We start from the raw sequence: 13,078 nt of genomic DNA, 5'->3' as shown, positions 1-13,078 counted from the left end.
AATTAAAACGTCCTCAAGTAAATAAATGAAACAGGATACTTTATTCTTAGGTTACTTGGGTGAATCATCACCACCATCCAGAGCATTTTGCAATACAGTCGGTGATATTGGGATTAAACCGACATTTAAACCAAAAGGCTTAAAAACTTTATTCAAAACATCAACACTTGGATTACTTCTGTTGTTTTCTATATCAGAAATTTTCTTACGAGAAACGTTAACTAATTCCGCATATTTTTCTTGGTTAAAACTTGTCCAGTGTTTAGAAATGCATAAATATAAGTTTTACAAAAAAGCCTTGGGCTATTACTAAACCAAGACTTTTATTTACAAACAATTATACCAGCGATAGATTGCAGGTAAGATATCAACCTCCCATTAGTTGACTCATTTCATCGCGCACTTGTGGAACCGTTAAGCCAACAATAATTTGAAAACTATCGCCATTCCTTACCACATTAACTGCGCCATTTTCCTGAAAGAAGCTTGTCGACTTAACTAAATCAGGATTTTTAACTTTAATTCTTAAACGAGTGGCACAGTTAGTTAATAATGCAATATTTTCATTATTTCCTAAACCTGCAATAAAAGCATGAGCCTGGCTATTATCATTTATACCAACTTCATTATGGTTTTTAGCCGCTTTATAATCGGCTTTGGTATAAAGCTTAGTTTCACTGTTATCGCGCCCTGGTGTCATAATGTTGTATCTAATAATCAAATAACGGAAAGTAACAAAATAGATAGCCGTAAACGATAACCCAATAATAATCTGGATAACATATGTCCCCATATGGTTGCTACCTAAAGGTAACCAATTTTGGAAAATAAAATCTATAATACCCGTCTGAAAATTACCAGATACGCCCAGTGAGTAAGCAATTGTTGCCATTGTTGCTGAGAGTACAGCATGCAGCGCAAATAATAGTGGAGCAATAAATAGAAAAGTAAATTCAATAGGCTCTGTAATACCAGTAAGAATTGCAGTTACAGTTGCTCCCACCAGTAGCCCCATTACCATTTTTTTGTTTTCTTTTTTCGCTGTAGAGTAAAGAGCAAGAGCAATACCGGTACACCCAAAAACTTTCCCCATCCCTGTAAGCATCAGACCACCTTGTGGGAATTGGCTAATTAAAGATTCCGGATTAGCTGCAAATTCTTGAATATGTTGAATCCAATAAGCAACTGTACCGCCATCTACAGCAACAGGACCATAAAAAACTGGACCGTAAACAAAATGATGAAGCCCCGTTGGGATTAGTATTCTTTCTAAAAAAGTAAATAACCACACACCTAATGCGCCAGCTTGTACAAGAAAAAATTGTAAGTTATTAATGCCATGTTGAATACTTGGCCAAACAAAACAAGTAACAATAGCAAGAGCAATCATTATTGGAAAACTAATAATAACCACTAATGGCGTACCACCAAATACTGACGCCCAGTTAGGTAATTTATAGCCAAAATATTTATTATGGATCCACACTGAAATACTTGCGATAACAATTGCACCCAACAGGTTAGTATCTAATGTTAAAATCCCTCCAATGTCAGTGAGTCCAAGCTCTCCAGAGACATAGTTTATGCCTAGATCAGCCCCCCAAAATTGTAATATACCACCAATAACATAGTTAAAAGTAATATAAGAAACTAAGGTTGCAAGTACAGCCCGACCCGATGCCGATTTCGCAAGCGCGATAGGAAGCGCTACTGCAAAAATCAAAGACATATTTTTAAAAACAGCTAACGATGCCTGTAACAAAATAGTCGAAACACTGTGCCAAGTACTTCCTGGTATTGCCCAGGGAAATAAATCCTGATTTAGTAACATGACTGTCAAACCAAGTAACATACCAGCTGCTGGAAAAAGTAAGACAGGCACAAACATAGCTGCCCCAAAGCGTTGAATAATATCTTTCATATAGACCTTAATTTAAAGGCGAACCTGATTATTCAAGCTCGCTATTTTTAGCAAAAGTTAGGAGTATTAAGAAAACTGCGGTAAATACATTTGGTTTTCTTTTAATATGTCATCCACTATTTTTTTTGCTTTAGGCACATTAATAACAGTACGGTTTAGCGTTAATGCATTAACAAGCTTTTGTTTAGATCCTTCAAACCAAGCATCAACCACTAGTTTTTCATAACCAAGTTGCGTCTCAATCATCGCTTTTTGAAATGTTGGTATTTTACCGACGGCAAAACAATGAGGACCATTATTCGTTAGTGATGCTGGCACTTCGACCATTGCATCATCTTGAAGATTAGAAATGATACCGTTATTAGGAACGATAACGAGGTAAGTATCTCCAGTATTGTAAGCTAAAGAAGCTGCAACGCGCACCATATAACGACCATGAATATCAGCATGCATCTGTTCATTTTTAGTACTTCCTGCACTAATGATTCGCTGACAAAGTTCAAAGACACGCTTTTCACGACCATTCATAACCTGGCGTGATCGAGTATTGCTTATATCTTCTTTTGCCACCATTTTCTCTGGATATAGATAATATTGCAGATAAGTATTAGGTAGAAATTCAGGATTATCTTGAAGCATAACTTTCATATTTTGGAAAGTTGCTTGCCATGAAGGATCATCTGCAATTTCAGGATCAACTGCTGTAATACCTTTATTCATAATAATATTTTTGATTTTATCAGTAAGATCATCTCCATTCTTATTGCGAATACTAGTAAACCAGCCATAGTGGTTTAAACCAAAATACTCAGGTACTAAATCCCAAATTTCACATCCAAGAAGCTGCGCATAACTCACCATAATGGCGGCTGGCATATCACAGATATTTAAAATCCGTTTATCATCAGGAAATTCACGATTCAATGCTTCGGCAACTATTGCAGCTGGGTTTGTGTAGTTTAAAATCCATGCGTTTTTGCTATAAGATCGGATCTCATTTACTAACGTTATCATGTCACCAATGGAGCGAAGCCCATAAGCCATACCGCCGGCTCCACATGTTTCTTGACCAACACAATTATAAGCGAGTGGAATTTGCTCATCTTTTTCTCGCATCAATAAGCCACCAGTACGGATCTGTACAAAGAAGAAATCAGAATTAGAAAAAGCCACCTCTTTATTTGTTGTATAAATAAATTCTTCAATTTCAGGATACTGTTCTTTAAATAAAATCGCTGTTGCTTGTGCATTTAAAGCCTGACGGTCTGCATCAATATCATAAAAAACGACGCGTTTTAATGGAAAAGCATCCTTTTCCGCAATTAAACTGCTCATCATGCCCAGTGTATATGTGCTTCCACCGCCAATCACAGTTAGGTTTTGTTGTTTCATTTTTCTGTCCTTTATTACTTAAGATGCCTTAAATGTATCTTTAAAGTATTACCCAAACAATACCTTAAAGATACATTTACTTGTTTAAAGTGATCTTAATCACTTAATACTGGCCATTAAGTATTAGTAATGTATTATTCATCACTCTTTTGTTAAAGAGCAGACCTGATAAGGAGCTAAAGTGAACAGGCCAAGATATTTACAGATTTCAGATGAATTAATTACACAAATCGATGATGGCACCCTTTTACCAGGAGCAATGTTACCTACTGAAAGTGAGCTTCAAAAAAAATTTGGCGTAAGCCGAGTAACCATTCGTAAGTCCATGAAAATACTAGTAGATAAAGATTTACTTTATCGCGTTCGTGGCAGTGGAACTTATGTCAAATCAGCTAAAGCGCAACATAATGCTTTTCAACTAAACGGCTTCTACGAAGAGGTGTCAGCACAGGGAAAACAACCAAGCTCAAAATTATTAACGTTCGAGCTAATTGAAAGTGATATATTTATCGCCAATAAATTAGGTTTAAACGAGGGGGATGAAGTTTATTCAATTATTAGATTAAGACTTATTGATGGTGAGCCTGAAATATTAGAGCATACATTTATGCCTGTTAGTATATTTCCAGATCTCAGTATTCAAGCTATTCGTGACTCTAAGTATGAATATGTAGAAAAAATAAAAGGGTTAAAAATAAAACTTAGCAGACAAAGCGCAAAACCAGAACTAGTTACAAAAGAGATTGCTAACAACTTAAATATTGAAGCGGGTCACCCCGTTATTCGAGTGGATTCAGTTGGCGAACTAAGTGATGGTAGACTATTTGAATATACCGAACATTATTTCCGAGTATATCAATATAGCTTTGATTTTGTATCTTATAGACCACAATAAAAATAATAATAACTCAATATTAAAGATTAACATTCAACCATAAAACCTAACTTGTCATAAACCTTTAGCATTGTGTCCAACTTTTAGTTATATGGTAAGAGTCCGGTATTATTAGACCATTACAATCTTGTTGAAGATATAGCCGACATTCCGAACTTACGTGTAATCTATTGATTTAATGAAATTATTTTTTGTATTTAATTACATTTACCATTTTTATTGAGCTTTATTATACTCAAAAAAACTACTTATTGAGTATTATAATACCCAGATTAAGCTTATGACTATTTTTTATAGTAAATTCAGTGGTAATAAAGTGAGTAAGTAACATCGCATAAAAGCTCCGAATGTTAGCTTCGACGTTTGTACGTAAACTTGAAATTGAGAGGTAATACAGTTGATTGAAGCGATAATTATGACTAGATCGCCTCGGTACGCCTTTTGGCTTAAAACTTAAATATACAAAACAGTGGTACGCCTATAGTTCGCCTCAACATACACAAAGCCTTATGCGACTTAAAAGTCAGTCCAATCAAGCATCGGAACAATAGAAAAGCGGTTAGTAGGGAAATTTTGCATAAAACACCAAGAATAAAATAAAGGAAGATCATTAAGCCAAATAAGAGTGTTATACCGTTCACATTAAAGAAGTGATTGCTACTAACCTTCAACTGACATTTTAAAAGAATAATTATAACAGAAAATGATTACTTAAAAACGCCATTTAATGACATCGTAAAGCCTCCTACCTTCACTAAAAACAGCAAGCACAAACTAAATCCCCCTTTATAAAGATGACAAAGACGAGATATTCGACAAGGAGTTTACTTGATTCCGTTATTTAGCCTTGGAAAAGAAAGGCAACAATCATAGTATATTTAAGATCAACAAATAATCACAAAGCTTGCGTTAGACGCTATTTCTTGACAGGGAATGTCATTGATAAGAAAAACGTTTGTTTATAATCGAGTCTAGGAAGTCTCATTTTGTAAAAATGACAGGAAATACTTCCCGTATGAAGTTAAATAACATCGTTAGCACTTTTATTGTTATAGGGGGTTAATCCAATGCCAGATCAATATCTTTTATTGAAACAAACATCGTTAATATCGTCAGTCAGCATCTCTTTATTACTCTTATTTTTTTCACCCTTATCTTTTGCACAAGAGTCAAACCTTAAACAAAAGCAGTTCGACGCCATGCTTGCAAAAGCAGAACAATGTGAGTCAAAAAAAATTCCATTAACTGAGGAGGCAAACTCGCTATTAAAGGCTTGCCAGAATTATTGTGAACGTCTGCCACAAACAGCAGGATTTTCAATGGTGAAAGGACAGGCAACAAGAAAGCAAGTAGCCGCCTATTACCAACAAGCCCCTCAACTTTGCGATAAAGCCTATATTGATTTTATGGCAGCTGTCAAAGTGATAGAAGTCGCAGAGAAAGAGGCGGGCAAGAGTTCAGTCTCAATTAATTACGGGCTAAAAGATAGTCGCGCCAGAAAGATGATTGATGACACTCATCAATCATGCTTAGCACACAAACACTACTCCAAGCCAGTTTGTCAATGTGCAACCAAAGCGGTAATAGACATCACCAATACCAGTGGGTTACCAGGAAGGATGCCAAGAGATTACTGGGTCTATGCTAATCGATGTAATGAGTAAGAAGTAAATTATCTTAATGACAATATAAATCAGGCTCTCATCTTGATTTGCAAGAAAGAGTTATCATACCGACTTGATGAACTTTAAAACGAGAAATATATCCGCAACTTATTATGAAAAATCACTAATACTTTTATACGTATAGAAGTATTAGTGCTTTCTTTTTAATAAGCATTAATTTAATGATTACTTTTTAATAACTTCAAAACAGGAATTATTAATAGCTCAATCTCAGTACTATAACCCCTATGAAAGCGGTAGCTAATCCTAAAAACTCTTGGCGAGTAAAAGATTCTTTTAAAATAATGCGAGAGTACAACAGGATGATTAAAATATTCATCCCAGAAATAGCTGATACTAATCCTGTGTTGCCAATTGCAAAAGCGGATATTATTGCAACCATGCCAGCGACATTAGTCAATCCAATAAATAAGCCGCAGGAAAATGTTTTTAATCCAGACCAACTAGGACGAGTGTCATTTTCATCCTCCACTATTTTTTTACGATTGGCCAACCAACTCATCGCAAAAAGAAAACTACCAAAACCAAACATTGAGGTTAATGTGGCGAACGTATCAGCCTCAAGAAGAGTGGACTGCTTACCTAATAAGTCATTAAATGAAAAGAATAATGCTGCAAGTAATCCCCATTGCGCACCTTGTAAATTGGTTATGGAAATTTCATTGGAGTAGCGGATAATATAAAGACCACCAAAAATGATAAAAAAGCCAATCAATTGCAGTGTGGTCAAGGTCTCTTGCCATAATAAAAAAGCAAAAATCAGTACAAATAAGGGAGTTAACCCAGACAAAATACTAATCAGGGAAGCCTTTCCAACAGAAAAGCCTTTATGTAAAAAAGCATTAGCGGCAAAAGAACCAAAGCCTAATGCTAAACCAACGGCAATATCCGCCCATCCATACCATTCTTGGTCTAGCAAGGCGACACCAGAAAGACTTACTAAAAATCCTACAAAAAAGACGCCAAATAAGAATAAATTTCGGTTCATCTTTTTCTGTGATGTCCATTGGTACAATATCCCTCGCATACCAAAAAAAACAGTAGCGAGTAATGCATATATTATCCACATAATAAAATGCTTCCTTTAAAGTTAGAATGAAATATTAGTGCTATCAGAGATTGCTCTTCAATTTAATCGTCAACATGCGATCTTGTATTATTTTGAACTCAAAAATGGAATGCCATATTTTAAAAAGAATATTTGAAAATAAGCATTCATTCTATTTAGTCTTTATTTGGCTTTGCTTAGCTTTTATTTGGTTATGCTTTGATAGCCCTTTGGGACTACTACCCTTGTATTGCCCAGATATAAAGAGCCATGATATAAGCGCAGCTATAAATTATTCGGTGGCATAGTGATCACCGAACTTTTTAATGTGACTTATCGATGAAGTTCGCCATCTCTCTCCGGTTGATACAGTATTTCTTTAATCATTACTTTGATTGTTCCCCCACCTGGTTTTGGCCATTCAATTCTGTCCCCTATAGAAAGCCCAAGAAGAGCGCTTCCGACGGGAGCTAATATTGATATTTTCTCACCTTTTGAATCAATATCTTTGGGATAAACAAGGGTAAGCACAAACTCTTTTAGTGATGAGTCAACAGAAAATTTGACGGTAGCATTCATGGTAACTAGATCCGGAAGAATCTGTTCAGGATCGACTATATTGGCACGAGCGAGTTCCTCTTCAAGTCCACTCACTCCTGCCACACTGTTTTTAGGTAACAGATCAATGACGTTATATAATCGATCTAAATCTAAGGACGAAATAGTAATCTCTGGTTTTTGATTCATTTTTATTCTCAGTATTATTAATACAACAATTATTTAAAGATCTAACACAAGTCAGAACATTTATTCGTAGAGACGTTAAAGATTAATTTAACGTTCGTTAATGTAGATTGGGTGGGGTTAAAATAGAAATAACAAATATATTTCAATAAGATAAAATATATTTTGTTATTTTCACTACGACGACACAGCACCTCATATACAATTTTTATAACTATTTTGACTATTGTTGTGTTTGATTTTCAATCGGTAATTTTTAAAATGAGGCCAATATATGGCCCCATCATTATTTAACCTTTTCTTTTTCTAGGTTTTACAATTTTATTGCTATTATCTTCTTTCTTAAGTTTCCGTTTTTCTTTCAATGATAAAACGGGCTTTTTCATTTCACTCTTTGACATATCATCACCTAAATAATAAATAACAGATTAATTACGTATTTTTGTAACAAAACTAAAATTTACTCAGATTCAACTCACATAGCCTCCTGATCTATTTTGATAAATATTAATCACATACGATTAGACAAAATGTATATAAAAAAGTCACAATAAACCTATTTTTGGAGAGGTTTAATTGATCTCATAAGTTTAATTTTATTGGGAAGATTATCTGCAAATACAGATGGGCATAGACATATGCCCGCTTAAGAGGGGAATTTAAGGACGAAGCTCCTTAAGAAATTGATAGTATAAAATATTGATGTTTTCATAAGCTCAATATAACAACTTAAATAATAACTTCAAGCTTATCCAGTAAGATTTAACAAAAGAAAAAATTAACTATTTCAAGCAACTAATTTTAGAATCAAAATGTAAAGTAAAAGAGTTTTTCTTTACTTTTAAGCTCTCAAATAAAAAGACAAAGCGGTGGTTAATACTACTCCGTCACAACCTTCTTATAAGCCATTCAAAGGGGAAAATAAAATCTCAGACAAGCACAATAATAAAAAATAAGACATCTCAATACTTGAATTCAAAACCAAGATGTCGAATCTCCTGAAATAAAACGAAGTAAGCTGAAATCAACTAATAGCTTTAACAATTAAATTTTGTAAAGACTCAGGTAATTTAATATTTCCAGCTAAAACGAATTGATGTGCATCATCTGACATTTTTCGCCATGTTTTAAGAATAATACCAATCCATTTTTCTTCAGTATATTCAGGATGTTTTAGGGCAAAAGCTAACATGTAATATTCAATGAACACTAAACCAGCAACATCTTCGACCAATTGACTATCAGGGTTTCGTTTAATGGCTTTTTTACCGACGGCATTTTTAACTTGTTCAATATCATCTGGTTCATACCCAACTTGCTGCATCAAGGTAGCAACACCATTTGCATGAAAGGTATAAAGCTCAGATCGCCACTGATGATATCCTTGCTTTCCAACCGGATAATCACTACGCAATGATTTCCAGCGTTGAATATGTTGGCCACGTACAGCTATTTTCAATAACTCGTTGGCATCAGGTTTAAAACGATTCAACATTTCAGCCATACGCTCAGAATATAAACGTTCCTTTGGCCATTCCTTATCGCCTACTAACTCTTTATTTGGATCTTCATTATTAACGTCATCAATTAGACCAATGACTTGTTCAAGTTTTTGATTCATAACATGCTCCCTGCAACTTCTCGCGATAGGTAAATAGAGACTAACTATATAAAAATACTTACAACAAAAAAATAAGAAATGTTCACAACATTAAATACTCATATTTTTGATAGAAAAAAGCTCCCTTGCACTAGGCACAAGGGAGCTTTTTATAAAGCCTTAATACTGGTTAGATACTAGCTTTGTTTGATTCGTTCATCTATTACCTTTGGTTTATCTACTTCAGTTAATAACCCTTTCAGCAAACTAACGCAACCAAGCAAAAGAATAAGAGTGAAAGGCAGTGCTGCGATAATAGTGATCGATTGCAGCGCTTGAATAGACTGAGTACCGCCAATCCACAGCATTACCATTGCGATAACACCCGAGATAACAGCCCACACTATTTTTTGTTTCATTGGCACTTCTAGTTTGCCTCCCGCTGTCATGCTATCGATAACAATGGAGCCTGAATCTAATGTAGTTACAAAGAAAACAACAATTAATACAACTGCGATAACAGATAAAACATCACCGAGAGGGTAAGCATCTAGCATGTAAAAAAGGCTTAAAGAAACATCTGTAATACCTTGCTCAGCACCTAACAATCCAACTTTATCAATGATCTGTTCAATAGCTACACCACCAAAAACTGACATCCAGGCAGTGGTGACTAACGTAGGAATAACCATCACGCAAATAAGAAACTCACGCACAGTACGCCCTTTAGATATACGCGCTACAAACATGCCAAAGAAAGGTGCATAAGCAACCCACCACGCCCAATAAAATACAGTCCACCCATGCAACCATGTTGTATCGTCACGTCCCGAAGACTGACTTAACGGAATAATATTTTTTACATAACCGATCACTGCGGTAGCCAAAGAATCAAGTACCGTTGTGAAGTTCAAAGCAGCGATTAGCCCCAAAAATATAAAGGCAATGACCATATTCAGGTTACTTAACAGTTTAACTCCTCCGTCCATTCCTCGCGTGACCGAAAGAATAGCTAAGCCCATAATTAATAGAATAATGAACTGCTTTAGATAAAGGCTATTTTCAAAACCAAAAACATGACTAATACCACTAGCCGCCTGTGCACCACCTAATCCAAGAGAAGTTGCTAGGCCAAATAAGGTCACTAAAACGGTTAATACATCAATAATATCACCGGTTATTCCCCAAACTCTATCACCTAAAATCGGATAAAATACCGAGCGCATGGATAGTGGCAGGCCTTTGTTATACACAAAATAAGCTAAACAAAGTGCTGTCATTCCATAGATAGCCCAAGCATGCAGTCCCCAGTGAAAAACCGTTGCACCTAATGCTAGTTCACGGCCTTCTGCCGTAAAAGGTTCTGCATTTAATGGAGTTCCGTACCAATTGGTAAAGAAAGCAGTTGGCTCTGCCACGCCCCAGAAAATTAATCCAATCCCCATGCCCGCTGCAAATAGCATTGAAATCCATGACATTGTTGAATAATCAGTGGTCGCTTTATCTCCACCTAAGCGAATTTTACCCAAGGGTGAAAATGCTAATATAACGGCAAAGATTAATAAGATATTGGCTCCCCACATAAATAGGAAGTCAAAATTAGACAGGACAGAGCCCTTAATTGAGTCAATGGCTGCTTTTGCATCGGCAGGCTCTAACATTAGCAGAGTGACGATGAAAAGGATGGATAACGCTACTGAAGCAGTGAAAACTGTGTTGTGGACATCGAAGCCCCATTTATTAAAATTATCCTGACCGACCTGATAATCTGTTGATTCAATACTGTACTTGTTTGATTTGAATTTCATAAACTGTGTCTTACCTATTTGTATTAACAAATAGAAGGACATGCTCCATATTTAAGTTATATTTGACTAGCTAGCCCACCATAATAGACCATGGTCAAACCCCCTTATTGGAGTAATTTTAGGCTTTATCGCTAGTCCCCTGGCCGGCTACTTTACCATAGAAAGCGCCACCCATGAGACTTGAGTTAACCACTTGATTTAATTGAAATAATTTACGACGCAGTGCTTTAAAGTGAAGTAATTTAAATTAAAAATATTAACTTTCAGAAGTAGAGGTTACTTTTATTGCTTACTACTTAGTTCATGATTAACCGCTAATTCTCTATAAATAATGAGCTAGGCATTTTATCGATTAATGCCACCATGATTATCTTTATTTTTAAAATCATCAGTTTCAAGAGAAAGCTTGTAAGTAATGACAGAGTATTAATAGCACTTTCACCTCAAGATCTTGACTAATATCAATATTAACTGGCTATAAATAATGGCGGTTAAGTAGGTGTTAACGACTGAGCAAGATAATCATCCATCTCTTTTTTGGGTACCATGCCGCCACCCGTTGCCCATACTAAATGAGTAGCATTTTGCATTTTAATGGCATCTAACTGTAAACGATTTTTATACTCTATATTTTTATTCACTATGATCGGGCCTACGATGCCAGCGAGTGCAGAAGGCTCAAGTTGAATATGTTCTAATTCACTGAGCTCAGCTAGATAGTGATACATGCGCTGATCTGAGATAGTATAATAACCATCCAACAGACGTTGCATCGCTCTGCCAACAAACCCCGATGCTCGACCAACCGCTAATCCATCAGCAGCAGTGATATTATCAATACCCAGATCTTGAACTGAAATACCGTCATGTAATCCAGTATAAACACCTAATAACATGCAGGGTGAATGTGTTGGCTCGGCAAAGATACAATGTACATTATCACCAAAAGCCATTTTCAAACCAAAGGCAACACCACCGGGACCGCCACCTACACCACAGGGTAAATATACAAACAGAGGATGAGCTTGATCCACGCGAACTCCCATTTCATGGAACTGTTTTTTTAATCGTTGACCTGCAACAGCATAACCAAGAAAAAGTGTTTGTGAATTCTCATCATCAATAAAAAAACAATTAATATCACTCTCCGCCTGTTGACGACCTTGCTCCACGGCAACACCATAATCTTGTTCATATTCAACAACATTCACACCATGTTCACGCAGTTTGTTCTTTTTCCATTGCCTTGCATCTGCAGACATATGAACAGAGACGGAGAAACCTAATTTAGCGCTCATAATGCCAATAGACATCCCTAAATTACCTGTTGAACCTACGGCGATACGGTAACCTTTAAAAAACGCTCTAAATTGATCACTATCGAGTTTACGATAATCATCAGACTCTTTTAATAAACCAGCAGCTATCGCTAACTTTTCTGCATGTGTTAATACTTCGTATATTCCACCTCGCGCTTTAATTGAACCTGAAATAGGTAAGTGACTATCTTTTTTCAGCATCATTTTGCCTACAATTAGTGTCGAGTATTCACGTTCTAATTGTGCTTGCATCTTGCTAATACTGACCACCTCAGATTCAATAATGCCATTGCTTGCAGCCGTCTCAGGAAAGACCTGTGCTAAATAAGGTGCAAATCTTGTTAACCTATCACTGGCTGCTTTAATATCATTATGATTGAGCCCAACATAAGGCAGACCTTCTTCTAAACTAGTTATATTAGGGTTGAACCAACTTATTTCTTGCAATGCAATCAATTGCTCAAGTAAAGGGAATTCAGTAATAAGCTTTTGTATATTCAGCGACATTAGTTTTAACACCTTAAATTAAATAATCGAATACAACAGTCATCAATTGCAGCCTTGGAAAGTCACAATATTTAATGAAGTCAAAAAATGAAGGGTATAGATAGATTTATCATGAGGTTAATAAAAATGCAAAATAATGGGCTTTGGGTCATTTAAAAA

Annotated in this window: 10 protein-coding genes; 3 read left to right on the top strand and 7 right to left on the bottom strand. The window is 35.7% G+C overall.

What is annotated here, in order from left to right; translation table 11 throughout:
• The first annotated feature begins 25 nt into the window (after nt 1–25).
• Nucleotides 26–313, top strand: a complete 288-nt coding sequence (locus MT391_RS14225; RefSeq protein ID WP_028868064.1) for a hypothetical protein — start codon at nt 26–28, stop codon at nt 311–313.
• A 54-nt stretch (nt 314–367) separates the two neighbouring features.
• Here the strand turns inward: MT391_RS14225 and MT391_RS14220 are convergent, their stop codons facing one another.
• Together MT391_RS14220 and MT391_RS14215 are read right to left on the bottom strand one after the other, a co-directional pair.
• Nucleotides 368–1,921 carry an alpha-glucoside-specific PTS transporter subunit IIBC gene (locus MT391_RS14220; protein WP_028868063.1) on the bottom strand — a complete coding sequence of 518 codons (1,554 nt, stop codon included), beginning with the start codon at nt 1,919–1,921 and terminating at the stop codon, nt 368–370.
• A 66-nt stretch (nt 1,922–1,987) separates the two neighbouring features.
• The gene (locus MT391_RS14215) at nt 1,988–3,313 is read right to left on the bottom strand and encodes a 6-phospho-alpha-glucosidase (protein ID WP_028868062.1); all 1,326 of its coding nucleotides are present in this window, start codon (nt 3,311–3,313) and stop codon (nt 1,988–1,990) included.
• A 181-nt stretch (nt 3,314–3,494) separates the two neighbouring features.
• Between MT391_RS14215 and MT391_RS14210 the strand changes: the two genes are divergently transcribed.
• Nucleotides 3,495–4,208: a GntR family transcriptional regulator gene (locus MT391_RS14210; protein ID WP_028868061.1), complete on the top strand. Its 714-nt coding sequence runs from the start codon at nt 3,495–3,497 to the stop codon at nt 4,206–4,208.
• A 1,067-nt stretch (nt 4,209–5,275) separates the two neighbouring features.
• Nucleotides 5,276–5,872, top strand: a complete 597-nt coding sequence (locus MT391_RS14205; protein WP_499498668.1) for a hypothetical protein — start codon at nt 5,276–5,278, stop codon at nt 5,870–5,872.
• A gap of 217 nt (nt 5,873–6,089) precedes the next feature.
• On the opposite strand, the gene MT391_RS14200 is transcribed toward MT391_RS14205, so the two are convergent.
• From MT391_RS14200 to dsdA, 5 genes are all read right to left on the bottom strand, one after another.
• Nucleotides 6,090–6,962, bottom strand: a complete 873-nt coding sequence (locus MT391_RS14200) for a DMT family transporter (RefSeq protein WP_499498667.1) — start codon at nt 6,960–6,962, stop codon at nt 6,090–6,092.
• Nucleotides 6,963–7,274: 312 nt separating this feature from the next.
• Complete coding sequence (gene rnk / locus MT391_RS14195; protein WP_499498665.1) at nt 7,275–7,688, bottom strand: nucleoside diphosphate kinase regulator; 414 nt, start codon at nt 7,686–7,688, stop codon at nt 7,275–7,277.
• A gap of 1,021 nt (nt 7,689–8,709) precedes the next feature.
• A complete protein-coding gene (locus MT391_RS14190; RefSeq protein WP_499441680.1) occupies nt 8,710–9,306 on the bottom strand; it encodes a DUF4202 domain-containing protein in 597 nt (198 codons plus the stop codon).
• Between the two features lie 176 nt (nt 9,307–9,482).
• Complete coding sequence (locus MT391_RS14185) at nt 9,483–11,093, bottom strand: BCCT family transporter (protein ID WP_499441681.1); 1,611 nt, start codon at nt 11,091–11,093, stop codon at nt 9,483–9,485.
• Between the two features lie 491 nt (nt 11,094–11,584).
• Entirely contained in the window at nt 11,585–12,919 is a 1,335-nt protein-coding gene (gene dsdA / locus MT391_RS14180; protein ID WP_499498664.1) for a D-serine ammonia-lyase, read from the bottom strand.
• Between the last annotated feature and the right edge of the window lie 159 nt (nt 12,920–13,078).

Source organism: Vibrio sp. 1-Bac 57 (assembly GCF_037546855.1).
Classification (GTDB): Bacteria; Pseudomonadota; Gammaproteobacteria; order Enterobacterales; family Psychromonadaceae; genus Psychromonas.
The sequence above is the reverse complement of the archived record's forward strand: the minus strand, read 5'-3'. Positions and strand labels throughout refer to the sequence as shown.

Coding starts and splice junctions, on each gene's coding strand:
- MT391_RS14225 (WP_028868064.1), top strand. CDS start 26: ATGAAACAGGATACTTTATTCTTAGGTTACTTGGGTGAATCATCACCA.
- MT391_RS14220 (WP_028868063.1), bottom strand. CDS start 1,921: ATGAAAGATATTATTCAACGCTTTGGGGCAGCTATGTTTGTGCCTGTC.
- MT391_RS14215 (WP_028868062.1), bottom strand. CDS start 3,313: ATGAAACAACAAAACCTAACTGTGATTGGCGGTGGAAGCACATATACA.
- MT391_RS14205 (WP_499498668.1), top strand. CDS start 5,276: ATGCCAGATCAATATCTTTTATTGAAACAAACATCGTTAATATCGTCA.
- MT391_RS14200 (WP_499498667.1), bottom strand. CDS start 6,962: ATGTGGATAATATATGCATTACTCGCTACTGTTTTTTTTGGTATGCGA.
- rnk (WP_499498665.1), bottom strand. CDS start 7,688: ATGAATCAAAAACCAGAGATTACTATTTCGTCCTTAGATTTAGATCGA.
- MT391_RS14190 (WP_499441680.1), bottom strand. CDS start 9,306: ATGAATCAAAAACTTGAACAAGTCATTGGTCTAATTGATGACGTTAAT.
- MT391_RS14185 (WP_499441681.1), bottom strand. CDS start 11,093: ATGAAATTCAAATCAAACAAGTACAGTATTGAATCAACAGATTATCAG.
- dsdA (WP_499498664.1), bottom strand. CDS start 12,919: ATGTCGCTGAATATACAAAAGCTTATTACTGAATTCCCTTTACTTGAG.